The sequence below is a fragment of the Citrobacter sp. Cpo012 genome (genome assembly GCF_030333015.1).
Taxonomy (GTDB): Bacteria; Pseudomonadota; Gammaproteobacteria; order Enterobacterales; family Enterobacteriaceae; genus Citrobacter; species Citrobacter portucalensis.
This window is the reverse complement of record NZ_JAOWGR010000011.1, coordinates 106,342-130,044: the sequence shown is the minus strand read 5'-3', so window position 1 is coordinate 130,044 and position 23,703 is coordinate 106,342. Positions and strand designations below refer to the sequence as shown.

Genomic DNA, 23,703 nt, shown 5'->3' with positions numbered 1-23,703 from the left:
CCTTTACATGAGTTTTTGAAAGTTAGACCACAAGCGATTCAATGCAATTCCCAGTATCAATAAAGCGACTGGTGGGAAAAGTTGAGCGATATTGTTAAATAGTGACATATTCGGCATGACCAGGTAGACCATCGTTAAAGCACTGATCACCCAAAATGCTCGAAACCAAATACGATAAAACTGAACTGTAACCTTACCAAATACGTACCTCTTCAATTTCCACTGGTACATTCCATCTGCTAGCATGGCAAATAGATAGGGCAGAAAAACGATTAGCCACCCCAGGATTAAGTTCCACCGGAAAATGGACTGATAAAGTAAGAGGGGTATGTTTTTGGCCATAGTGTAATTAATAGAGGTAAATTTTTCAGCAACAATGTTAATACCTCTAGCTGGTTTTTTGGTGTCAGGGATCAGAATAGTATTCAGATAGTCAATTAACTTATAGTCATGTACCAACCAATTTAAAGTCGCTTCACTATTTGCAATAACAGACTTCCAACGGTCATTTGATATGATGGACCGGCTTGCATTAACCTCCTGAGTAATCTGATATTTGAGCTCCTCAGTATTCTGGAAAGCCAAGCTGTAACCAAAATAAATGACCATGCCAAAAAAAAGCATTGTTCTGAGCACTGCTGCTCTGCTTGTATTATCCGCAGCCATTGCTTTCCCTCCATTCACGAAAAAGAGCTAGCCTCTGATCGTGATTGCAATAGTTGTTACGCCACATCGTCGGGATACCCAGGAGCCAGTGGTACTGTTTAGGTATGATTTGGTCGATGAGGCTTAACTCCGCCAGTTCTTTATGCTCTGCGCTTTTCCACTCGATCTGTCCCACATCAGGAACAAATACAGCGGTCCTTGCTTTTGCGGCCTGGCGGGAAAATTCTATAAAGTTGATGCCCCACGGCGTCCAGTATCTGTACTGCTCGTTTAGGCCGATGTTAAACACCGGCAGAGAAAGAGTTGAGTCGGCAAAAGCCGAAATCACATTTTTGCAGACTCTTGGACTATCTATTTTTTCCTGTTCGGTTTTGAGATGAGTCAGCAGTGCACGGTCAATAATGCTGTTAAAGGTGTTTGTATAAAGGCCATTAGGGTCAGGAAGCTGATCTATGGCAGTAATGATTTTAAATTTTAACCGAGAAAGAAAGGGAGAGTCCTCAATAGTAACTATATGACTATGTGTTGTTTCTGGATGAATCTGGGGTTTGATGCGCTGTACTTGTTTAAAAGAGACACTACCTGGCAAATTAATGAATGCGCCCACCGTGCGTGTTAAATCGACGAAATAAGGCAAAAGATAACAACCAAGCATACGGGCATTCTTTTTTACAAGATCACACCGTTCGTCATTGTTATCGAAAGAAATACGGAAACTAACGAATTTACGTTCAGGACCTTCGCTGGTGGTCAGCGATTGAATCCATTCATGGCATGATCCTTGTGGTACCGACCAGTAGCTGGTTTCACGGTCCCCAAAGGGATCAGTCGTGATCAACTCTCCCTTTAAAAGGAAAAGCTCAGACAGGGTATTTGCCATGGAGAATAGGGAATCGATATCGTTGCTCTGACAAAATTTTCCCAAATGATGAAACGCGTTTTTTTCTATCTTAGTTAGCCGATCTCGAACTTCCTGAGAATCTGCGTACTTTAAACCCAAAGACTGAAAGCGCCTTTTTACGAGCGAGCGACATTTGCTGACTTTTAGTGCAGAGCTTAAAATTTGCTGGCGCGTCAGGACAATTTTTTCATCCATCAATGCAACTTCCTTAGAAATTTATTAAGATTTTTGATATCGAGATTTTGACGCAAAGTAACTTTTCCGGCCTTCTTGAAAAGCATTTCCGACAGAGTTGTGTTTGGCTTCATTTGTTTCTCAGCAACAGCAATAGGGATTTGGCCTACAACCTTCCTGCCATCTTGAAGCCTGGCAACTATGTGAAACATAGGGACCTGACCCAAAAGATCCTTTGGAATACTCTCTTCTAAAGTTGTCTGCTTTCTTTCTGAGATTGAACCTGAGAAGTTATTATGCGGCAAAGATGTTTCTGAACCGGTCGTATAAGTGACCATATTTGTGCTTATCGCACTCTTACCAAAGTTCTCTACAACAAGCGTCTGAGTAGGAGTATCGTTGACTCGCAAGCTTATATAATTGTTGCAGAGCCCCGTAATTCGATTGGCAGTTTCAACACTTGCCGCAGCAATAAAGTCGGAGATGGTTTGGGTGCAAATAAACAGTGCAATTTTCGCTGCACGACCCTGCGCCAGAAGGTTAATCATAGGGTTGTTAATGGCTGAGTGTGCCTCATCAACAAAAATACTTATCCTGGAATTAGCTGACATATCACCATCCTGAGCGTTGTAGCGACTACCGGCACAGGAGGTCAGATCTGACATTATTAATTGAGAAATAGCAGCTGCTGTATCGGGGTTTGAAAGGCCATCAAGCGAAATGTATAGCACCCCGCCAGTGCTGAACATCCCTTCGCTTGTTACAATTTCTCTTGATGATACTGAGTTCGGGTTAGGAGATAAAAGCTCATTTAAAGGTTTTTCAATGAGCATATCGAAAACAGGCATAATACCTGCGGTCATTTTAGCCATATGCTCTGGGTCGGACATTGAGTAATCAATAAGCTGGGAAACAGTATCTAACCAGTCTATTTGTTCGGACCCCTCGTAATTCATGAAATGAGCCGTAAACCATTCAGCGAGACGCTTGAAACGTACCGGCAAGGTATCGTTAGCGACGTACTTAACTTTTTCGGTCCAGACATCGTAACCATAATATCTCGCGTAACATGACTCCATTACCTTGACTGTAAGATTCACAATAGACATGTGGCTTTTCATGTTCTTGTGAATCAGATAAATAGAAGGCTTTTTCTCTATGTAAGAAAGCCCGGAAATCACATTGGAAACGAGAGCCTTGGCATACTGAACGAATGGGTTAACCTCACCGGGAACTGTCACCAAGCTCAAAAGACGAGATGTTAGGTCAGAAACATTAGTATAGGTGTTGCAGACATCAATACAGACCGAAGATGCTGGCTGGCCAGGATGAAATTTATAGAAAGGAAGACCGAGGGTCTTAGCCTCTTCCATTAGAGATTCTCGCCACTCTGCATCGTTCTTTGGATCTATGACAACAACAACATGACCAAGATGAAGCATGCTAATGCTTAGTAAACGCTGTAGCACCGTTTTCCCGGTACCCACGTTTCCGGTTATCAGAGTATGACCAAACCAATTGTCTTCAGTTACAAATATGGGTTCCCTACGTTCCACAGCAAAAATTGCATTGCTGCCGCCCATCTTACGAGCCATTGCGTCAAAATGTCTCTTAATTGGGTTGAAGACGAATGGCAACTCGATCTCACGTTTATCACTGGAGAGGTTAGCTATTTGATATGCCCGATCCGCATGTTCCGGGCCCCACTCAAACCCATCACAAAAATAGGACTTTCGCTCGGGTATATCCTTATTTTTATTTTGATAATCCTGAACCAGTTGACGATACTTTCGCTCATTGGAGAAAAAGTTACTTTTGTTAATTACACGCAGTGAATCAAGACTAACGAACATGAAATGTCGCTTGAATACACGCCAATGAGCCATCAAAAATGGCGCTGCTGTTTTGCAACGATAAAGGCACAGCAAAAAAAGCAATATTGAGGTGAACAGAACTATTGGGGCGATGTCCAGTCCGTCTGAAGAAAGTCCCATATAAAGCATAGAAACCGAACAAATCAAAAGTATTGAGGCACTACGATACTCAAGAATAGGCCGATAAAAATTCTCTTGTGCATGGAGGTTAGTCCTCTTCGAATCTGACATTATAGGTTCCCAGCCTCTTTCAGGTTATTGATAATTCGTTCAATGTCCACTTTCGCCCGGTCTGATGCGGCCAGCAAAGTAGGCATGTTAAATGCATGGCATTTTGTATTGATCACAGCACCAGAATTAACGAGGTACTGAGGAAGCTTATTGAAAAGATCTTGAGCCTCTAACTGCGACCCAAATTTTTCCACGCAAGATTGGGTCAGATAGAGAGTATTAGGAGTACTTACCATAAATCTGTTTTTGCGCTTTCTTTTAAACGCCACCTCCATTTTGGACAGAATTTGATGCAGTACTAACGCAATTTCTACAAATTCAAGCTCTGTAACGTCACCTTCGCTTATAAGCGAGAATTCACCATTTTGGTCTGATTCAGTAGATGCAAAGACTTTACTGTTCAGATTGTAACCAGAAACAGGTGATGCTGGTTTTTGTACTTCTGCTTTGTCCGATGATTTATTCCGGTTGCGCTTGGGATTTTGTTTTTCTACCGGTGCTGTTGGGGCGAACAGTCTGGCCAGTGCTGGCGAAAGATGATGCCCCTTAGCGTCTGTGGGCGCATGCTCTCCATTTGATTCTTCAAGTAAAGGAGGTAAGGCGGGCTCTTCACTTGCCATCACACTGGTTGCGGCTGCTTCGGTCTGGGAATACACAACTTCAGCTGGTGGTGGGCAGTTACCCTCAGTATCTGGTTCTGAGTTTTCTTGTCCTACAGAAACATCCATAGAGCGTTCAATCGTACCCTGGGGATCAGCGTTCTGTTCTCGGTTAAGTTCTGGTAATTCTGACGGCTCGGGGACAAGCTTTTCATTATGGACCGAAGAGCTTGTTGCACAACTACCGACTTCTGGCCGAGAAACACTAAGCTGTGTGAAATCGGTATAATCAATGATCTCATGCTCTTCATCTTCTTCCTCAAAAAGATGTTGATAATGTTCATATTCCACAGCCTCAGTTTTCAGCGGACCAGTCGCGGATGCACTATCGGTTCCATGATATTCCACGTCGCCAGAATGTTCTTCGACTGCATTTACACGTGGGGGAGGCAGCTCAAGCGTTTGCTTTGGACGTGGGGCAGAGTTTTCAACAGAAGACTCATCATTAATCACTAATGCCTGATACATAGAAGTATTGAAAAGTGACTTTAAAGTTGTTGGCCTTCTTGGCTCATGATAGGTGAGCTGGAACCCGGCGCAGTTATCGCCGAGCTGGACTAAACGCAGATCGTCAATGTCCCTTACTATCCACATTCCATCGAGAGAGCCTTCTCTGAATGTCAGTTGGAAATAGGGCTCTTCACTGAATGCTTTTTCATCTAATCCCGGCAGCAATGCCATAGTGGCATCTATGTTGAGGTAGGGGACAGCATCAACACACACTATATAGTCATTGGAAAGTGGAGCGCTTAAAAGGAGTTCATGAAGTTGGTTGACCAGGACATGGGATTCCGTGTCCTTTGCCGATTCATCTTCACTTTCTTCTATATCAGGAATGACAGGATCAGCTGCTTCCTCACCCTCAGATTTAACTATCTGCGTGTCATTATCAATTTCATTATCACTTTCGGCTTTCTTCTCAAAATCGTCGGATGAGCCTTCATTTTTCTTAGAATGTATATCAACATCAATAGAGGCAGAGGAGCGGCCTAAATCATTAACCTTAAGAACAGCCGTCTCAACAGTATCAGTAATTTTAGTTATAGCGTCCCGACCGGGCACTGGTCTTCTGTATTCAGTAACTGTTTTTTGCTCGTCAATGTAAATAAAGTCTTTATTGGCATTAACGCTAAAAAGACCCGGCACTGAGTCAGGGATTTTATAGGAATCAAAGATTAAACCAATCCACCTTAGCTTAAGAAGGTTATAGAATTCTAGTTTCCCTATCCCATTTCTAAAGATGTTTGATATTTCGTTTTCCGAATAGATACCCGGAATGAAGTAGTGAACGACACGCTCATCATCATAGGGCTCGACGTAACCACGTTGAACTAGGGATTCTACCAATACCGTCTTACCAGCCTCTCCCTGAGGGAAGTTATATTTATGTAATTCGAAATCATTGAGAACAAAATCAAGGAATGCGTTCTCGTTAAGGTATACCTCACCATTTACGATAATGATGTGCATAGGCTTAGTATTGTAATTGTTGATATTGATACTGGTAAAGTTGTGCTTGATGGTACTAATGGCCCTTGCTGCTGCATCATTAGAACGCAGACCCATGATAGGGTCACGTAAAACATTAAGGTCTGTACCAGTAGAATAGAAATCAGCGGTCCTCACGCATTTAGACAAAAAGTCATTCCCATCAGTATAAACGTTTAGGGCGGTGATCATTTTTGAATAAACACGTTCTTTATTTACCCGATCCAAAAATGCAAGACATACCGGGTTTAGGATTCGCTCAAGGAAAACGCTGGACCAGATATTATGTTGATTATGAATACGCTTTCGCCAGTGGATTTCGTATTCAACCACGTCATTTTCACGTGCCCAGTCAAGAAGACTTTGTGAGCTTGGCGTCCAAATGATCGGACTAGCTAAATTCAGGCTTACAATATCGAGATCGTAAACCTTTCCGGCATCATGGACTAAACCACAGATAAACGCAGCATAGAGATATACTTTTCTACGGACTACTTCTTCATCTTGATATCCGATTGGTCTCAGTTCTGAGTGATGCGCATTTTTTAAAGAGAGTATGGCCACTTCCAGGCTGTGAGAAAGTAACCCACCAATACCATTATGATGATGATTTTCGGAAGCTGGCAAAAGATGTATCCAGCGAACATATTCAACCAAGGGCTTTAATACTAAATTAGTAAATGTATATGCATCGTCCCTGATGTCGCTATCGCTGATAGCTAACATCATTGAAATTGAGTGCAGCTTTTCCCGATACAGAGACAGGATTGACTGTTCATTAAATGTCTGTATGCCCGTCGGACGAGTTGGATACTCGATGAATTTCAGGACTTCTGGATTTGGATGATCAGGAACAGTGTACTTCTGATCTCCTAGAATCTGCGCAAAAGGAGAGAGGCTTGATATATCCTCAATCATTACAGAGGTTGCATCATTCTCCTGAGATGAGAATATCCCCAAAATCCGTTTAATACATAAATACAGCGCCCTGAAATTCATCATCATACCTTATCGACGTTTGCCTGACAGTTCGGCTGCAATGTATGCCTGCACACTTTTATATTGCATTACTTTGGTGATGAACTCTGCTGGACTGTATGGCCCATCCTTACGGCGAGAAACATTCAGAGTCTTTTTCACATTCTCAACATATAAATTAATACTCTTTATAATGTTGTGAGACATAACCGGATAGTCGCTTACAGCCAGTAAACCCAATGAGTTGTACTCATACATTGTGTTCATGAGCTGGTTCATCTCGAAGATGTACTTGTAAAACCTCATGGTGTTGTGGTTATTGAAGTTGAGTTGTACTGGTTCAAAACTGAAAGGTACAAACTGAGTTGATGACATGAATGAGTCATTCTTGTCGAACTCAATTGACTTAATATAAGCAACAAGATTTTCTTTCATCTTATTGTTTTCTTCATGCAGCTCGTTGAACCAATCCTGAATAGCCTGAACAAGGTCAGGATGTTTAACTGCATCAACCGTTTTAAAGAGAGAGGAAATAGCGATACTCACATCATCAAAACCTCTGATGACTGCTCCATTTCTGGCAGTTAAAAACCGGTTAAAGTCTGGGGTGCCAGGGTTAATAATAACTTTGGCCATACCCTGGTGCTCTGGTCTACGTTGAGTAGAAGTTTGAGCGTTTACGCCTTGCTTTTTATTTGAACCTTTTACCATTACATCTTTTGGTTCAATGTTAATACGCTCATTGTCCGTGATAATTGCGTCGGTCATTGTGCCACCTTAGTTTTTGAGTATTGACGGATTTTTCGTCCAAGTTCGATATATGCTGAATGATAGAGCTCAAGCATTTCTCTGTAAGGCTCCAGCAATGCTTCCGTTTCAGAAATCATTTCGTATTCCCAGCTGGCATGGTTTACAAAACAGTTCTTAGAATATTTTCCACTTTTCATTGGTTGCACCCGTTTTGACATGTGGCTAGGCGCTCTTGTTTTATAAGGGCTGAACTGATGCCAAGTGATCGTTACTTTTCTGGCATTACCAATTAGCTCAACTTTTGGTGCGTAAGAACCCAGATACTCCCTCTTTGGAACTTTGCTATGTCGGGTAAGGTTAATCTCTTGGTGGTTTCGTTCCTTCCACTTGATCCAGTATTTTGTAATGAGATCTTCAGCCTCAACACGCAAACCTTCAATCTGAGCACGTAAATTTTTACGTGTTAGCTCTATAGAACTTATAAGATTCGAATTACTCATGACGCCTCCTGATGTGAAATTACTATACCGGAGGAAATTTCCGTTTTTTTTCACGAACAGAAGATTTTTGAATGCTCTTTGATGAGGGAATTGAACAGATGTAATGCACTCGCTGTTTCCCCCATTCGGAAGGGGCCTTCAGAAACAGTAACAGCGAGTTTAGCCTCACTTCCATCGCTACCCCCTAAAGTTACTTTTGAGGGAATGACCATTGTGGATTATTGCTTTTGATAATGTGCATTGCTCTATTAAAGTTATACATATATCTAGTGCCACTTTTCCAAAAAAAATGACCCTATGGAACTTTGTCCATAGTGACACTTTTATAAAAAGTGACCCTATGACGACATTACATAGGGTCACTTTTCAAACATAAGTGACCCTATGTGAGGCATTCATAGGGTCACTTTTCTTTGTTTAGTGATCCTATGTAAGCATGAGGTTGATGAAAAGTAAAAATGTCAGTTTATGACGGTCAGTGAAAGACGTCGTTATTCTAATCCAACGTTGGGAGGGGCTGGATTTAGGTTTTTTTTTAATCGCTTCACATTTCGTTAGCATGCGCAGGAATTTTTGATAAAATTCTGGTTAGTTTGGTTAAAAAGTGTTACAAGTAAGCGGTGTGGTTGAAGGGATAGATTTAAGGCATATTCAAGCCTTAAGAAAATACTAAAAGTTACTTTTCACCCTACCGAACACCTAACAAAAAATCCATGTTGAAGATTTGAACAATTGTAATGGCGCAAGGACAATCAGCACATGTCAGAATCTGATAATTTAACTCGTAGCTTACTCGGTAAACTTTTCCGCACTGAGATTTCGCTTATTCGTAGTTACCGTGCATTTTTAATGTTATTGCCTGTGCATGGATCTTCTGCATATCAAACTGGGACTCCTCTTCTCCAGCGTCGCCTATTTGGGAAAGGATTTAGTACAGCCGCTGATTTAGCTTTTGAAGTGGAAACACGTCCAGGTAGTTTTTTGGTTCCGCGTACACTCGGAAAGGAAATTACATGGGAGAGGTTTTTTTCTGCGGTCTTGGACGGTGATTCCAATGTAATTCGTGAATATGATACAAATGATATTGACTATGGTATTTACGATGCCGGTGAAAAAGTGACTTTTCTGAATGGTACAGTGGATATCTATAATCCCAAGAAGATTCATGAGTTGCGTTCTAAATGTGTTGATATACAGAATGACTACTTTATGCAGGTGTTCTTTATCTCAATGCTCGCACCAGAGTTTGTAAGTATTTTCTTTGGTTTAAAACCAACTACAGCTGATGCTATTAAAGACATTGGTTATTCATCGTTAAAAACAATTAACGATGTCGTTCTTTTCCCACGTACAATTGCTTTCTCACAAGGGCATATTGAAGAGAGTGTTTCACTTAAAACGAAAGTTTTTGCCTGGGCTTATGAATTGTCTGCTGACATCCGGTTAGGAAAAGTTAGTGATGATTTGATGGAACTATTACGTTATGACACTATGTTCACCAGTCACCGTCAGGATGTGTTCAACACTTTAACAAATAAAGTTATGTTAAAGGATTATTGATATGGCAAAGGTCGATCAAACAAAAGCTAATGCTCTATTGCGAGCAGCAAGAACTATGTCGCTTGGGGCAAATAAAAATACAATACGAATTTTGTACGGTAATCATGTTGCTGAAAATATCGATTTTGAGCCTGGTGCAAAAACAAAACTCAAAAAAGGTATCCGGGGCTGGAGCAAACGCACAGATAACCGCCGAGCCTTTTCTGCTGTTATTGATGTCGCAGTTAACTATTTTGGTTTTGATCCAATAAATCCGGAAGCGAGTTTTCGGCAAATTGACTTCAACCGAATAATGAGTGTCCTTCATAATCTGGGATACTTTGTATGCGCACCGGAAGTTAATAAAATAATAGAAATCCTTACTTCTATGAAAGAAATTGAAGAACTAGGTGCCTGCGAAAAATGTAAACGCCCATACATTGTGCCAGTGACAAATGATGCTCATTGTCCACGTTGCAGATTATCTTCAACTGCTTCAGCCATAGAGAGGTATTCTCAAGAAGAATTAGATTAAATTTAAAAAAGATATCGCGAAACTTGCCTTGTCTGAATCTAAATATTGACTTAAGTCAAATTCTGTTGTTTGCTTTACAATCAAATATTAGTTACAACTTAAATATCAACTCTTGACAAGTAAAGATATAATTTGATTTTTCTTTATTCAGTTTTTCTTCGTTTCAAAAATGTGCACCTTTTTTTCTGTTGAAAACGTAAAACTACTTAGGTTCTCTAAAACCTTCTCTGCATGACGACTTCTTAATCGCTTTCAATTAATATATTTTATATTCTTGCCTAAGTTCGCTTCTTTGATCCTTAGCTATTCCTTCTTTGAAATATAGAAAAAGCATTACTGGTGATGATTTTTTTCAGCTCTAAATACACCTGTTTTCAAAGCAATATTTGCTTTTAGATATTCGATAAAACCATGTTTTTGTTACACCGGATTTTTGACAATGTGCAAGATGGATGATCTTTCCATCACCGAGACTATCTTCTTAGTCAGCACTCCTTTTCCGTCCTTTTCAACATAAAAACGACCATGCTATACGAGCTCTAACCTTTTTTTTGTATGCCATCATAACCGCATCAGAAAAGGAGAACGGTCTATGACTCGTATTGCATTAGCGCCTTCAAAGATGGTTTTGCTTATGTCTTTGGTAATTACTGGTGCCCACGCCAGCCCTGAGCAACCCCTAATAAAAGATACGCCCTTTGTATCAGGCCAGGCTTATAAGAAGGGTTTCTTCTGGTATGACGATCCTGCTAAAAAAAGCGAAGCTGAAGAAGAAGAGGTTTTGCCACCAACCGGTGCTGCTAGCTCGCCTTCAAAAGAGGAAAAGGTAGATTTAAATTCAAAATGGCTAAAAGAGAATATGCCTCGACTGTTAACGCAGGCAATGGATAACCCTACCGCAGAAAATCTATCACGTTATTACACGGCGCAAAGGTTAATGCTGGATATCAGTACGCGTTTTTCTGACAAATCAAAAGATTATTTTCTTAAAAACCCGATGATGTCTGAAAAACGCAGGCAACCAGTGGAAAAGGTGGCACTGGATGCTCACCGCACTGTTGTTGAAAAAAATCAGCAAACGGTAATGAAAGATATCTTTACTAAGTCAGGTTTATTTTTCTTTTTCCAGAGTACTTGCCAGTTTTGCCACGAAGAAAGCCAAATACTTCAATTTATGCAGAACTATTATTCGGTAGATATTCTTCCAATCAGTATGGATGGAAGGCCATTGCATAATGGCCTTTTTCAGGATTTTAACATCCCCAATGCACAAATTATTGATCAATTTAAAATTCGAGAGGTACCTACAATTTTCCTGGTTTCAAAGGATGGGACATCAGCTCAGCGCATTAGTGAAGGCATGATCTCCGCTGATGAATTAAAGAACACTATTATACTTGCTGCGAAGGGCATGAATCTGATCGATGACGCTTCGTTCCAGTCAACTCTAGATATTAAAAGGCAATATACCATCGGTGATGATGGCGTTATTACCGTTAATAAATCCGAAATGGAATCAGACCCATTCCTACTTCAAAAAATAATGGACCAAAAACTCGAAGGCTATGACATGCCTACGGCCGATCCGGTCAATTATCTTAATGCTGGCGGCAGTTTTGGAGGCACTTATGCGCAGTAATGCCGTTTTCAACTTCAAAAAGTTACTTTTGTCTCTTTCTGTTTGTGCTGCAATTTTAGCCCCGACTGCAAATGCAGACAACGCAATGCGTAACATTTTCAATGGCATGATGACGTCTACCAGCCCGGCCACCTTTTCCACAGCAACCCGTACAGGCATAGTTGGCGGGTCAATGTCTTACCGAACAACAAACGTTAATACCAACCTTGTTTCCATGTCGTTTCCAAAAGCTTCTGTCGGTTGTAACGGTATTGACGTTTTTCTTGGGTCCTTCAGCATGATCAACGGGGACCAGCTTGTGCAGGTGGCCCGTGGTATTGCCCAGGGTGCGGCTATCTATGCTTTTAACGTTGCTGTTTCAGCTATTTGTGCTGACTGTGCTGCAACGATTAATGACATCCAAAACAAACTGCAAGCGCTAAATAAATTTGCGAAAGATTCATGCAATGCAACTTACTCTTTCCTTTCTGAAAACGTGGGTACGCCAAGCCAGTTCGCTAACTCAGTTAGCTCTGGACCAGCCTCAATTCTGGGATCGATTAATGGTCTCATTCCTGATTTCGGCTCATCGATGACAAAGTCACCTGAAGCTGTCACTTCTCAGGTTAAAGCAAAGGATCCTGAAGAGTTCGCTGAAAAATTCAGTGGTAACCTCTTCTATATGTCGTTCATGGATATTGATAAGGGAACGATGAACATCGGAGGGGTAACGGAGTTATCCGGTTATAAACTGGCAGAACAACTTATGTCTCTCGTGGGTACTGTCATTATCAACTGGGATAGCAAAGGCGAAAAAGCGGGAATGGAAGTCCGCCCGTCTACCATGACTGTCACGGATTACATAATGGGGCCACCAGCTGGCGGATCAATTAAAATGCTCAAGTGTTCTCCGGCACCAGATCCATCATCCCCACGAAAGGCTCAGTGCCTTGTCATGTCAGAAGTTAATGACGGTGGTTTTAAGGGATTAAAGGATACCATTTCTGATCTTCTTTTAAACGTACAGAAAAAAATCATCAACGACGTTCGTGTTTCAGATGATGAATTACGCATTATCTCCTATATCGGCATCCCGACCATTATCGACTCTTTGCAAACATTCGAAGCACCGGAAGGGTACGCATACATTCAGGACATCAGCACTATTGCTGCGACGAGCCTCGTAATCAACATGTTGCGCCAGGTTGAGGCCAAAATTTCAACCATGAGCATACCGAGTGAGTCGCTGTCGGGTAAAAGGGATGATCTCAACCGTTTAACAGACAATCTCTCAAAACAGGTTAAAGCCGCCTATGAGCTATCGCACAGCCAGGTCGGTACCAGCTCGGACGTCATTTCAACCTGGGATAACCGTCGCCTGCAACGGAAGGCTTTCACTGAAAGTATTCGTGGCACACGTAACTGAGGTCTGACATGGATTACAACATATATACCCTGGGTGATATTGATTTTGTCTGGTCGGCTTTTACCGGTATTGCCCTAATCTTTTCTCAATATACTGGTGTAAAAGAGTTCCTGACCACGGCCGCCGTTGTAGCAGGTGTGAGCCTATTCTATAAAACGTGGCTATGGCTTCAGGCTCCGACCAAAAATGAATTACCGTTTTTCTCCTGGTTTTTGGGGTTGATCCTTTTCATGATGGCAATGGTTCGAGTGGATGTAACTATTGAATCTGTAAAGTCGGGAGAGGTCAGAAACGTCGACGGAATTCCAATTTTTATTGCTGCGATGGCCACCGTCACCACTAACTTAAGCCAGGGTTTGCTGAAGGATTATAAAACTGCGTTTGATCCGCTTTCTCCGGTGGACCTGTCTGCAACAACTCTGGACGATGACATCACCCTCGGTCCGATGATCCGATTCGTGAAGTTTTTGCAATGGGGCGGCGATAGCCAGGGCTACTGTTCTGCATTTCCTGAACCGGCCAGCGGGCTAGGGCCAATGAACGTATGTGCTACCGTTCAGTCTCTTGCATACAACTGCCTGAAGGCTACCCAAAACTCAAGCGCAAATATTGCCGGTAAAGAAACTATTTTTAACGATATTTTCTCAGCTAATCTGGCAGATAGCATGGACCGGATTAATCAGGCGATGAAAGGCGCACTGAAGAATGCCTCTGCCAGTATTGTTGGCGCTAACGGTTCAAAATCTGGTACATGTGATGAGGTCTGGTCAACTGTGAAACAGGTTACCAGTACAGCTGAAGCTCGCCAGACTATTTCCCTTATAGGACAGACAAACGGCATCCTTACTCCAGACGAAGCAAATGGTGCACCTACCGGCGCAAGCTTTACTGATGTTATGGCGTCAGCAAATGGTATGTACGGTAAGGCTATTGGTTCGTATGACGCCACCCTGAACCTGTTCATAATGAATGAGCTCAGAAATGGCGCAAGCAAATATAAGACCCCACTCGGTCTGGCTTCCGATATGCAGTTGTTTGAGGCTTCTCTGAAGCGAACCAACACAATGGCTTCACAGGGCCAGTTGTGGTTACAACTGTCGGGAGCAGCAATCGCATTCCTTGAAATGTTTGCTTATATGGTTGCTCCATTTGCTTTGCTTATGCTGCTGGCGTTAGGTGGTAATGGTGTTGCCGCTGCGGCGAAATATTTGCAACTTATCCTCTTCGTGAATATGTGGCCGCTTACGGCAGTAATGGTCAACGCGTATGTGAAGAAAGTCGCGACGGCCGACCTGGATACCTGGAGCACCCTCAACAGCCAGAATAATGCCGTCACGTGGATGGGACTCCCAGGGCTTGCGGAAACATACAGTTCATACCTGTCTGTTGCTTCCGCCCTCTATGCTCTGATTCCGGTACTCACATTATTCCTGATGACACAGTCGATTCACCCGATGATGAATGCGGTTAAGGGAGTGACCCCCGATGCGCCGGTGGATACTGGTCATGTAACGCCCAAAGTATGGGATGGCCCTAACAGCGGTAAATCTTCATTTGGTGACGTGACACGAACCGCCTTAACCAGTACCGGTCAGGGATACAGCGATGGCGGCGCAGTTGATTCAAGTAATTTCCGTCTTGGAATGTGGAATGCTGGTTCAAGTATCGCTAACAGCCAGGGGCAAGGATCAGCTGTAACCTCATCAGTTATGAGTGCGGCAAGTAATTCATTCCAGGCTGGTTACAGTCAGATGAGCGAAATTGGAAGGTCAGGACAGTCGAGCCAGCAGTTCTCAACCAACCTGCAAACAATGAAGCAGATCTCGGATAAGATTGGTGCCTCTGTAGCAGAAGGTATTGCAACAAAACATGGGGTGAGTGCGTCTCAGATGGCCAGCATTGCTTCAAATGTTATTCTCAACGCTGGGCTTAATGGAGGTGTTGGAACTGGCAATGGAGCCGGGCTGAAAGCGGCTGTAGCAGGGCAATTGAGTAGCGGTGCATCTAAGACCAATACAGGCAGTGACTCGCTTTCAAATGACCTTTCAAAAGCAATCACGAATCAGCTTAGCCAGGATTCTGCGTTAACTGACCAGTTCAGTAAAGCGGCGTCTCAGGTAAGCAGCGATCAGATATCCAATACTAATGCGTTTAAAGAAGCATCGTCGAAAATGAACCAGGCGACACAGACGATGGCGCAAAATATTTCTACATCGGTTTCGACTAACGCAAGCTCCAATAGTGGAATGAGCCTTGATTCTAAACAAAGCATTAACCTGGACAGGTTCTCCGATTCTATTCGCAACAAAAACTTCAGTGATGATGATGTAAGGAATTTTGCTCGTAAGAATGGGCTGGATGAGAATGCGTTTATGGAGAAATTCAACTCCTATAACGATACCTTCAAGGCCAGTAATCAGCTTGGATCGCAGCTTCAACGTACTGACGCGCTTGTGGCTGCAACACGAGATTTCAGTGAGCAAAAAATTGCGATTGATACCGCCCGGGGAGAGACGGCCGAAAGTAATAAACAGGATCTCCGTGAAACCTCCAGCCTGCTTAAAAGTCTGGTTTCCGACTTCGGTGGTAATGCACAGCAGCTGCTACCTATCACCAATCAGCTCGACAGAATTTCAGGCGACGGGTCAGGAATTAATACTATCACTCAGGCACAGGATAGAACTCCTGACAGCGTAAATACGTCTGGCGTGATGAGTGCGTCACGCGTAGGGGAACTGGGTGGAAGTGTAGATTCGCAGGCTAAACTCGGTCTTTCCTCCAACGCTCAGGACGCGACACAGCGTGTCCCTGGAAAAAGTGAAGCTGGCTTTACTCCGTATAACCTTGATAACGCGGGCAAAGGCGATATTCAGGGAATACATAACAACAACGTGGGCCGCACTTATTCTGATGAAGAAAGGAATGTGCTTAATTCTCTCGAAACGAATGGACCTGTACTGAATAATCAGGGTGTAGAGAAAGTCGTCAATTCGGGTCAGGATGTCAGAAATGCAGAAGGCACATTTAACGATCTGGAAAAGGTTGGAGGTCGAGTTGTTGGTGATGGAATGGATCAACGAGCCACTGCTTTAAACAGTATGTATCAGAGCGGTCAGGTTCGTGGCTTATCTAATAACACTGATAACTACTTTAGTCGTGTTGCCAACAACCCGAACTTAAGCCGGGACGATAAGCGAGCTGAATTGGCACAGCAAGCTGTCTTTACCTATGGTGCCAGCACCATGGCTACCGGTGCCGAAAGAGAGCAGCTCAAAGCGGATACCCAGAAGATCCTTAATGAACTGGGTAACTATAACGTTAACTGGAGTATGAATGACGTTCAGAGCATCCATAGCAGTTTCAACACTCATAACAGAGCTGATGGTTCACTTGAGTCAGTCGTACGGGCAAACCTGGGAGAGGGTGGGTCGGGCGGTGGTCTGGTTGGTAACCGCACTCAGACCGTCACAGATCGCTTGGTTGGGGAAAAGATAGAGGCCAACACTGAGCGGGGCGCGATTTCTGGTGCGCTACTCGGGGGCCAGCAATTTGTTTCGGATACGCTAACCAGCGTTGGGGCGAAACCGGTAAATGAGATGCTTACGGGAGCGGGCATCCTTCAAACCCAGACATCGATAGCAAATGATGCCTCTAACCCTGCAAATATGCCTGATTCTCTCCAGGGTAAAGTCCTTAATCACATGCAGATGTCTGATGGCGTCGCAGCTGTAAGTGACCGGTATCAGAGTATTAGCAGCGACGGCGTTTCGACTTATGCGAATGCAGCGCAGAACTCTGAAAGGGCTATCCGGCAGCAATTGACGGATGACCCACGCTTTGGGCCTCAGAAAGCAGATGAATTCATTCAGTACATGAAGTCAGAGCTGAGCAACACAAATGAGCCTTACCAGTCACGTGTCGATAAAGCGGATCAGTGGCTTAATGAAAATAAAAAATAAGGGAGGTTGAATATAACCTCCTGAAATGACTATCAATAGATTGTAAATTACTGCTATACAATTAAGGCCGCAAAGTATGTGTTTGCGGCCTTTTTTTCAGAAGTACCGCTCTTGCGGAACATTCAACTGACGGTTTGAATCAGTGAAGACAAAAATCTATCAAACTCTGTATGAGATTCAATAACATAATCAGTAGATGCTTTGTCTCTTATCTGAAAGCAGTCGTCTGCAAAACTATAAGCGAAAAGTGACATGCCATCTTCTCCGATTAACACCTTATCAGTGAGATTTGGGTCAACGTAGATTTCATTGTCTCGTGCTTCAAAGTTGCGTATGTAAATATTTGACCACAATAGATTTTCGTTCTCTGCCTGAACAAGGTTATAAAACGTAAGTCCGTTGTACTCAAAACCATCCATAGCATTAAACACTTGGGCATAATCAAGCCTGGTTTTAATGAGTTTCTGTATATCTATATAGGCGCTCTTTTTGTGATCTGCCCACTCCACTGGAGGCGGATTGCAGATTAAGTCTTTCAAGACTTCCGGGGCTACCGGGCTGGCTAAAGGGTAGTCATCTGCAACCATCAACCTCTTTAGGCTGCTGAGTAGTTGAGTTAAATTTTTCATGAGCGCCTCTTACTTTCCTACCGGGTAGATAACACCGTTCGGCGATGGCCATAGAACTTTGGTGCTTGAATTATACGGTAGATCCTTCGTAATGATGGATTGTGCTTTCGACAGTGCTGAATGGTATGGTGAATTCTGAATAAGTACCAGGTTGTCTATAGCGTTTGTGCCACCATCATCAAGAGGGATCTTGTGGTGAACCTGCCACCCAGAGGGGACCTTGCCTGTTGCAAGTTTCATCAAATCGTTAGGTTCAAACGTAGCCAGGGCATCTGGGTGGTCTGAAAGTGATTTAAGGAAGTTAGGGCGTACAGTATTGTTGAATTGTCCACGGAGAGCTAAATATTCAGCTCTGTCTCGGCGCATGTAGTTCAATTCGCTAACATTCATATCATCGAGCAAAACGTGTGCTTTTTTGTACTTGCCGAGATAACTTGTCAATTCATCCGCAGACCTTGGATTTCGGATAACCAGAAGTGAAGCCGCTGCAACCAGCATACCTGAAGTTGTTTCGTTCAATACCTGGTCATAGCCTTCAACAGCTTCGCCGCCAAGTTGTTCAGCCGTATGTCGAAATCCCTCCACATTTCCATTATAAAGCCCGCCAGCTGCGAGAAGACGACCAGCCGCTTTGGAATTAATGGTTTTTGTTGATTGGGCGTGCTGTGCTGGTGTCGTTGATCGAACGTAATACCCCGGGCGTTTCAACTGACGAGAGATGATATCGCGCAGACGGGTAAAGAGGGACAGGGGCAGGTCATTGCGTAGGTTGCCATTTGATATAACCCCCGGCCCGGCATTGCCGGTTATGTCTTTTCTAAGCAGAACGATCTTACCGTATCTGATGTCGTCAAGCGTATCGCGGTAAGCGAGCCAGGGGCGTTGATGGTGGAACTGGTGATACCGGCTGACAAACTGTGTATATCCCTGCGGTAAATTCCATTCCTGAATAATCCGGTTTGGCAGGGCGGTATCTTCGAGGTCATGTACCGCCGTGGCCGGATGTATGATGTGGGGAATATCCTCAAGGTATATGTCATCCAGTGACTTAGCCTGACAGTGATGCAGCATAATGTCCCTTTCTTGTCGAATTCATATGAGACATTATTGCGTATGGTATAAAACAATCAATCCTAAAGTGGATGGGCGTACGAGATCAGCAGTGACAGGGTAAAAGGAAAGTTACTTTGTTCATCAGCGTCCCATGAGCTGATGGTACCTTGCGTTAAGAGCTGCAAGGTCAGATTCGGTGAGGCCCGTGTAATAATCGGTTTTGTGCAAATGCGGATAACCGGCCGGAAATAATGATTCGTCGTCATCAAGGCAGATAAATGCTTTAACTCGATGTGAAAAGACAAAGTCCTCACACTCGGCAGCCCGCACACCAGTCTGTCCATGTTTTAAATATACCGAACCGGTTGCACCTATGATTTTGTCTCTATAAGGCACCCGGAACAGAGATTTCAGATAACTTGTATTAGCGCACTCACGCCATGAGCTGGAGATAACAATCACCATGGCAGGGCAGTTATCCAGCAATTTCTCTAACAGTGGCATTCGCTCAAAGGTTTCATTTTTACACCTGTGGCAAACCCCATCGAAATCTAAGAAAAGCACGACATGCGAATCAGGGAGAGGGGCCCATAAACCAGCTGTTGTTTCTTCATGAACACATACTTCTTCATGATGAGGGTTTTTCTGGATCAAGAAAGAAGAGAGAAACTTAAATAAATTTCTTGCAGAAAAAGACAATATATTACTCCTGAGTCAGTGCGAAATATTGGTGGTGGTTTACCCAAGCCACTCGATGATCTTCTGTAATATCGGGTTGAATTTATTTAACAACAGGAGTCGGGTTTTGCTCCGGGACATTTTTAGCTATATGGCCATTGTAACGAGGAGGTTGCTGGGTCCATTGATAAAGCTCACCCATCCCGTTACGCTGCTGGATCCGGCGATTGTACTTTACCATGAAGTTAAATATGTACTTTGCACGTACCTTTGGGGTTTTGCTGTTGTAATCTGCAATCCCTTCAAACACATTGCCCTTGCGATCAACAATTTTTCTATAGAGCCACCATGTTCCAACCCAGAAACTTGCGCAAGCATCGTAAGCCAGAACCCGCCACGTTACCGTCGGGAAATGCTTTTTTATTTCAGGTAGATTGGATGAGTTGATCTGCATTGGGCCAATATCATAAGTGCCGTTAGTATTCCTGCTGAAAGTACCAACCTTACCGCCTTCATTGTCAAACAACGTAAAAACCAGTTCAGCATCAATTCCGAAGTAGCGGGCGGCATCCGTAATGCACTGAGTGTAAATCTCATCAGGAACGGGAATAGGTTTCAAATCATCTGCTGGTGGTGTAAACACAACGATTTCTCCACTGAATCTACGTTTTATCTATTCTCCCATATATCTATCGACTTTCTTTCGGCTTTACCCGTTGATTTAAGCGTTTAAGCAAAATTCTGGAATTTTGGGGCGTGATAATATTAGTGCTCGATTTAAGGAGCAGAAATGAAAAAAATTATTAAGGCATCGGTATTACTTCTTTCATTAAGTACCGCCTTCACGATGAATGCCGAGCCGGTTAATACAATGATACTGCCAGATGCAGCCCGGGATAAGCTCAAAGCCATTGGGCTTTCAATCGAGCACGTCGAACCCTCGCCAGTAAAAGATATTTTTACGGTGATTTCCAGGGAGGGGGTAAGTTACGTGAGCAAAGACGGAGATTACATTTTTACCGGAAGCTTATTCCACGTGAAAGGTAAAGATGTGGTAAACACCACTGAGCAGGCCATTTTAATGGGCGTCCGTGAATTCGCATCCAAAACAAAATCCATCGACTACAAATCACCAAACGAAAAATACCGGCTTGCTATCTTTACCGATATAACCTGTGGATACTGCCAAAAACTGCATCATGACCTGAAGTCTTATCTTGATGCCGGTATTTCGATTAAGTTTCTTGCATTCCCACGTGCAGGACTGAACTCGGTAGTAGCCGGGAACATGGCCAAAATCTGGTGTTCAGCAAAGCCAAACGAAGCTCTGGATGCAGCGATGAATCCGGTTTCAACTATCCCGGAAGGACGTCCTGATGAGGCTTGCTTAAACATTATCAAATCGCATTTCCAGGTGGCCTCAACAATCCCGCTGCAAGGTACTCCTACCATGGTGACACTAAGCGGCAAACCGCAGTTATTTACGGGGTGGCTGAGCCCGGAAAACCTGGTGACCCAAATGGGCGCTGCGCAAAAGTAACTTTTCCGACTGTAAGAGGTGTGTATGAAATCTACTTTACTGAGTACGTTAATGCTGGTTGCTGTAGGTGTACAGCCCGTTTTCGCTGCACAATGTCAGTACGGAGCCTGCGGAACGGAAAACGATCCAGGAATCGTATTTCTGATGTCATCGGTACAAATGGATCAAGGTGAACAACTAAAGGAACTCTCTGGTGTTGCGACCACAGGTGACACCATCTCTAAAAAGATGGAAAGCTACCTGGGAAATAAAAAGCTCAAGGTAAACACCGACAGTACCCGCAAGGGGCCGGGTAATACCACCATCAGGCCTACAGATGAGCTCGCCCCAACGAGGCAACTAAAAGTTATCCGGCCCGAACTGGTAAAAAATCCCGATTCGCAGCTCGTGGTAGCTTTCAATGAGCGCCTGGCCTGATTTATTGACTGAGAGCGTCCAGAAGGAAAAAAGATGTCGATACTCAGTAACTTCGTCATCAGAGCAACGGGGATACCTGACAAAAAGTATCTCCGGGATCCCGTAATAAAACGTTGTTATGAACGTCTGAGTCGTAGGGTGCCTGCTCTAATGACGGGGTGGCTTCTGTGCATTCTGGGTTCAGGGTATGTCAGTATGGCACTGGAACAGCCTGATAGCACGGTGTTACTCAGTCTGCTGCTGTTGTATGTTATGTCAGGCATTTTACTGATGCAGTTCCAGTATATGTATTCAGAGCGAAGCATAGGCTACAAGTTCTACCTGGAAGTGCTTATGAATGCAGCTGCCAGTACTCAACATAAAGAACAGTTACAGTATCTATTCATTAATAAGCCCAATTCCATCACGATGGGCGATCTTTACCGACTTTATGATTTTAATGGGGGAGGGCGATAGCCACGTTTATGTGCGTGTCCAAAAGTCACTTTTGAACATTCTCTTCCCGCCGTCTGCTTTCAGTTCCAGGGGATCACTGCAACATAATTTCCGGAACGCAGCGGCGCATCAAATTTATCAGTAAAGGTGTCGATCATTGCTGAATAAGCAATGCTGTCTGACGGCACAGGTGCATTGCTTTGCATACTCACTTTCAGAACCTGCTTTGCTCCTTTCGCTGACGGGTATACCTCGACATCCAGCTGTCGCATATAGTGCATCTGCGACATCGTCTCAGTGCCTATTACCCCATCGACTGGCTTGTAGTCATAGTCAGTATGCGATTGGCCATGCTTGTCAGTTCTCGTTGTCTTTTTATCTACAACGTAGCCTGTCACCCCAGTAAGGAGCTGCTCGCTATACTGCATGTTCTCCTGTGAGCTGCTCATTCGGAACCTGAGCACATAATCTGGCTGGTGAGTGGAAATAATGACTCCTTTTTTTGCTAAGCCATCAGCAAAACGGCCTGAAAACATTCTGAACTGAATACTTTCGTCCGGAGGGACTATCTGAAACCTTTTATTTGTAACAGGACGAGGCATTAGATCGTACGCATCTACCTGGTTTGCGAAATGATATCCGCATCCACTCAAAAGCATTGCGGTTGTGAGTATAAAGCCCTGCCTAATCATCCTTTAATCTCCAAAAAGCATTGTTTCACGAATAATTCCGATTTCCCGGGCCAGTATAATCCATCGCAGGTTAATAACTAACAGGCTGAAAAGCATAAAGGTAGCTATGTCTAAAGAATTTTATTTAAAACCGATGGCCACGATTTTAATTTCTGCGGTAATTGCTACCGCTGCCTCGGCGTTAATCACGGCAACTTATTTTAAACCGAAGGTGCTCAGTGAGGAAGAAATTGGCAGAATTGCCGCTACTTACCTGGTAAAAAATCCCCATTATTTAGTGGAAGCAGGTAAGGCGCTGGAAAATCAGAACGTGAGTGCCTCAGTGGAACGAATAATTCCATATGCGCCAGCTCTGCTGGATACCAAGGAGACGCCAAACATCGGCCCTGATGACGCCGACGTCGCGGTAATCGAGTTCTTCGACTATCAGTGTATTTACTGCATGCGGGTTACACCTGTTGTTGAATCGGTGATGAATCAGAGCAAAGATGTAAAATTCTTCTTTAAAGAATTCCCGATTTTTGCCGGTTCAAAACCTGTATCTGCCATGGGGGCCGCTACGGGTCTGCACGTCTATCAGAATTTCGGTGCTGAAGCCTATCGTAAGTACCACAACAACCTGATGGCTGTGGCTCATACCTTCATGACCTCTCAACGCAAATTCGAACTCACTGACTTTAATACTGTGGTGGAAAAGTCAGGGTTTAACAGCACGTTTTCTGACAGGGAAAAAAACCGGTATGAAAACGTGATCTCCGGCAACATGCAGCTGGGCGAAGCGCTCGGGATCACCGGCACACCCGGTTTCATCATTATGAATATGAAAAAGCCGAATGCGGCGACTACCACATTTATCCCCGGGGCTATGGACGCAGCAACTTTGCAGGGCGCAATCGAAAAAGCTCGCGGGGCCTAAAGTTACTTTCACTTTTGATGAGTACGGCCATGCCGGACATGGCCG

Annotated in this window: 20 protein-coding genes; 9 read left to right on the top strand and 11 right to left on the bottom strand. The window is 43.6% G+C overall.

What is annotated here, in order from left to right:
- Window positions 1–3 precede the first annotated feature (3 nt).
- Genes OGX90_RS00690 through mobI form a run of 6 tightly spaced genes read right to left on the bottom strand, consistent with a single transcriptional unit; the run spans window position 4 to window position 8,221 of the window.
- Entirely contained in the window at window positions 4–666 is a 663-nt protein-coding gene (locus tag OGX90_RS00690; protein WP_000718549.1) for an IncC plasmid conjugative DNA transfer DtrJ family protein, read from the bottom strand.
- The gene (locus tag OGX90_RS00685) at window positions 653–1,762 is read right to left on the bottom strand and encodes a hypothetical protein (RefSeq protein WP_000343598.1); all 1,110 of its coding nucleotides are present in this window, start codon (window positions 1,760–1,762) and stop codon (window positions 653–655) included. Before OGX90_RS00685 ends, OGX90_RS00690 begins: the two co-directional genes overlap by 14 nt.
- Window positions 1,762–3,846 (bottom strand): conjugative transfer system coupling protein TraD, encoded by a 2,085-nt coding sequence (traD, locus tag OGX90_RS00680; RefSeq protein WP_001284073.1) that lies wholly within the window; start codon window positions 3,844–3,846, stop codon window positions 1,762–1,764. The genes OGX90_RS00685 and traD overlap by 1 nt, the downstream gene beginning before the upstream one ends.
- Window positions 3,846–6,992 carry a MobH family relaxase gene (gene mobH, locus OGX90_RS00675; protein ID WP_047744977.1) on the bottom strand — a complete coding sequence of 1,049 codons (3,147 nt, stop codon included), beginning with the start codon at window positions 6,990–6,992 and terminating at the stop codon, window positions 3,846–3,848. The genes traD and mobH overlap by 1 nt, the downstream gene beginning before the upstream one ends.
- A gap of 9 nt (window positions 6,993–7,001) precedes the next feature.
- Window positions 7,002–7,739, bottom strand: a complete 738-nt coding sequence (locus OGX90_RS00670) for a hypothetical protein (RefSeq protein ID WP_000128631.1) — start codon at window positions 7,737–7,739, stop codon at window positions 7,002–7,004.
- Window positions 7,736–8,221 carry a conjugative transfer protein MobI(A/C) gene (mobI, locus tag OGX90_RS00665; RefSeq protein WP_000071885.1) on the bottom strand — a complete coding sequence of 162 codons (486 nt, stop codon included), beginning with the start codon at window positions 8,219–8,221 and terminating at the stop codon, window positions 7,736–7,738. Before mobI ends, OGX90_RS00670 begins: the two co-directional genes overlap by 4 nt.
- A 759-nt stretch (window positions 8,222–8,980) precedes the next feature.
- On the opposite strand from mobI, the gene OGX90_RS00660 reads away from it, so the two are divergent.
- The 5 genes from OGX90_RS00660 to OGX90_RS00640 all read left to right on the top strand — a co-directional run bounded on the left by OGX90_RS00660 (window position 8,981) and on the right by OGX90_RS00640 (window position 17,298).
- Window positions 8,981–9,781 carry a hypothetical protein gene (locus OGX90_RS00660; protein ID WP_000004208.1) on the top strand — a complete coding sequence of 267 codons (801 nt, stop codon included), beginning with the start codon at window positions 8,981–8,983 and terminating at the stop codon, window positions 9,779–9,781.
- A gap of 1 nt (window position 9,782) precedes the next feature.
- The gene (locus OGX90_RS00655; RefSeq protein ID WP_001140952.1) at window positions 9,783–10,295 is read left to right on the top strand and encodes a hypothetical protein; all 513 of its coding nucleotides are present in this window, start codon (window positions 9,783–9,785) and stop codon (window positions 10,293–10,295) included.
- A 592-nt stretch (window positions 10,296–10,887) separates the two neighbouring features.
- Window positions 10,888–11,934 (top strand): thioredoxin family protein, encoded by a 1,047-nt coding sequence (locus OGX90_RS00650; RefSeq protein WP_000196726.1) that lies wholly within the window; start codon window positions 10,888–10,890, stop codon window positions 11,932–11,934.
- The gene (gene trhH, locus OGX90_RS00645; protein ID WP_001257292.1) at window positions 11,924–13,339 is read left to right on the top strand and encodes an IncHI-type conjugal transfer protein TrhH; all 1,416 of its coding nucleotides are present in this window, start codon (window positions 11,924–11,926) and stop codon (window positions 13,337–13,339) included. The genes OGX90_RS00650 and trhH overlap by 11 nt, the downstream gene beginning before the upstream one ends.
- Before the next feature lie 8 nt (window positions 13,340–13,347).
- Window positions 13,348–17,298: a conjugal transfer protein TraG N-terminal domain-containing protein gene (locus tag OGX90_RS00640; protein ID WP_047744978.1), complete on the top strand. Its 3,951-nt coding sequence runs from the start codon at window positions 13,348–13,350 to the stop codon at window positions 17,296–17,298.
- Window positions 17,299–17,420: 122 nt separating this feature from the next.
- Here the strand turns inward: OGX90_RS00640 and OGX90_RS00635 are convergent, their stop codons facing one another.
- The 4 genes from OGX90_RS00635 to OGX90_RS00620 all read right to left on the bottom strand — a co-directional run bounded on the left by OGX90_RS00635 (window position 17,421) and on the right by OGX90_RS00620 (window position 20,301).
- Window positions 17,421–17,927: a YrhA family protein gene (locus OGX90_RS00635; protein WP_047744979.1), complete on the bottom strand. Its 507-nt coding sequence runs from the start codon at window positions 17,925–17,927 to the stop codon at window positions 17,421–17,423.
- 9 nt (window positions 17,928–17,936) lie between these two features.
- A complete protein-coding gene (locus tag OGX90_RS00630; protein ID WP_000902297.1) occupies window positions 17,937–18,998 on the bottom strand; it encodes an HNH endonuclease signature motif containing protein in 1,062 nt (353 codons plus the stop codon).
- 123 nt (window positions 18,999–19,121) lie between these two features.
- Window positions 19,122–19,679, bottom strand: a complete 558-nt coding sequence (locus OGX90_RS00625) for an HAD domain-containing protein (protein WP_072059872.1) — start codon at window positions 19,677–19,679, stop codon at window positions 19,122–19,124.
- 82 nt (window positions 19,680–19,761) lie between these two features.
- Window positions 19,762–20,301, bottom strand: coding sequence for a lytic transglycosylase domain-containing protein (locus OGX90_RS00620; RefSeq protein WP_047744980.1), 540 nt, complete (start codon window positions 20,299–20,301; stop codon window positions 19,762–19,764).
- A 147-nt stretch (window positions 20,302–20,448) separates the two neighbouring features.
- On the opposite strand from OGX90_RS00620, the gene OGX90_RS00615 reads away from it, so the two are divergent.
- From OGX90_RS00615 to OGX90_RS00605, 3 genes are all read left to right on the top strand, one after another.
- Window positions 20,449–21,198, top strand: a complete 750-nt coding sequence (locus tag OGX90_RS00615) for a thioredoxin fold domain-containing protein (RefSeq protein WP_047744981.1) — start codon at window positions 20,449–20,451, stop codon at window positions 21,196–21,198.
- Between the two features lie 24 nt (window positions 21,199–21,222).
- The gene (locus tag OGX90_RS00610; protein ID WP_000843244.1) at window positions 21,223–21,615 is read left to right on the top strand and encodes a hypothetical protein; all 393 of its coding nucleotides are present in this window, start codon (window positions 21,223–21,225) and stop codon (window positions 21,613–21,615) included.
- Between the two features lie 195 nt (window positions 21,616–21,810).
- Window positions 21,811–22,071, top strand: a complete 261-nt coding sequence (locus OGX90_RS00605; RefSeq protein ID WP_001439466.1) for a hypothetical protein — start codon at window positions 21,811–21,813, stop codon at window positions 22,069–22,071.
- Window positions 22,072–22,130: 59 nt separating this feature from the next.
- On the opposite strand, the gene OGX90_RS00600 is transcribed toward OGX90_RS00605, so the two are convergent.
- Complete coding sequence (locus OGX90_RS00600; protein ID WP_233099146.1) at window positions 22,131–22,586, bottom strand: hypothetical protein; 456 nt, start codon at window positions 22,584–22,586, stop codon at window positions 22,131–22,133.
- 262 nt (window positions 22,587–22,848) lie between these two features.
- On the opposite strand from OGX90_RS00600, the gene OGX90_RS00595 reads away from it, so the two are divergent.
- A complete protein-coding gene (locus OGX90_RS00595; protein WP_084833451.1) occupies window positions 22,849–23,658 on the top strand; it encodes a DsbA family protein in 810 nt (269 codons plus the stop codon).
- Window positions 23,659–23,703 lie beyond the last annotated feature (45 nt).

What these genes read in the sequence shown, in the direction of transcription:
- OGX90_RS00690 (WP_000718549.1), bottom strand. Translation starts at nt 666, where the DNA reads ATGGCTGCGGATAATACAAGCAGAGCAGCAGTGCTCAGAACAATGCTT.
- OGX90_RS00685 (WP_000343598.1), bottom strand. Translation starts at nt 1,762, where the DNA reads ATGGATGAAAAAATTGTCCTGACGCGCCAGCAAATTTTAAGCTCTGCA.
- traD (WP_001284073.1), bottom strand. Translation starts at nt 3,846, where the DNA reads ATGTCAGATTCGAAGAGGACTAACCTCCATGCACAAGAGAATTTTTAT.
- mobH (WP_047744977.1), bottom strand. Translation starts at nt 6,992, where the DNA reads ATGAATTTCAGGGCGCTGTATTTATGTATTAAACGGATTTTGGGGATA.
- OGX90_RS00670 (WP_000128631.1), bottom strand. Translation starts at nt 7,739, where the DNA reads ATGACCGACGCAATTATCACGGACAATGAGCGTATTAACATTGAACCA.
- mobI (WP_000071885.1), bottom strand. Translation starts at nt 8,221, where the DNA reads ATGAGTAATTCGAATCTTATAAGTTCTATAGAGCTAACACGTAAAAAT.
- OGX90_RS00660 (WP_000004208.1), top strand. Translation starts at nt 8,981, where the DNA reads ATGTCAGAATCTGATAATTTAACTCGTAGCTTACTCGGTAAACTTTTC.
- OGX90_RS00655 (WP_001140952.1), top strand. Translation starts at nt 9,783, where the DNA reads ATGGCAAAGGTCGATCAAACAAAAGCTAATGCTCTATTGCGAGCAGCA.
- OGX90_RS00650 (WP_000196726.1), top strand. Translation starts at nt 10,888, where the DNA reads ATGACTCGTATTGCATTAGCGCCTTCAAAGATGGTTTTGCTTATGTCT.
- trhH (WP_001257292.1), top strand. Translation starts at nt 11,924, where the DNA reads ATGCGCAGTAATGCCGTTTTCAACTTCAAAAAGTTACTTTTGTCTCTT.
- OGX90_RS00640 (WP_047744978.1), top strand. Translation starts at nt 13,348, where the DNA reads ATGGATTACAACATATATACCCTGGGTGATATTGATTTTGTCTGGTCG.
- OGX90_RS00635 (WP_047744979.1), bottom strand. Translation starts at nt 17,927, where the DNA reads ATGAAAAATTTAACTCAACTACTCAGCAGCCTAAAGAGGTTGATGGTT.
- OGX90_RS00630 (WP_000902297.1), bottom strand. Translation starts at nt 18,998, where the DNA reads ATGCTGCATCACTGTCAGGCTAAGTCACTGGATGACATATACCTTGAG.
- OGX90_RS00615 (WP_047744981.1), top strand. Translation starts at nt 20,449, where the DNA reads ATGAAAAAAATTATTAAGGCATCGGTATTACTTCTTTCATTAAGTACC.
- OGX90_RS00610 (WP_000843244.1), top strand. Translation starts at nt 21,223, where the DNA reads ATGAAATCTACTTTACTGAGTACGTTAATGCTGGTTGCTGTAGGTGTA.
- OGX90_RS00605 (WP_001439466.1), top strand. Translation starts at nt 21,811, where the DNA reads ATGGCACTGGAACAGCCTGATAGCACGGTGTTACTCAGTCTGCTGCTG.
- OGX90_RS00600 (WP_233099146.1), bottom strand. Translation starts at nt 22,586, where the DNA reads ATGTTTTCAGGCCGTTTTGCTGATGGCTTAGCAAAAAAAGGAGTCATT.
- OGX90_RS00595 (WP_084833451.1), top strand. Translation starts at nt 22,849, where the DNA reads ATGTCTAAAGAATTTTATTTAAAACCGATGGCCACGATTTTAATTTCT.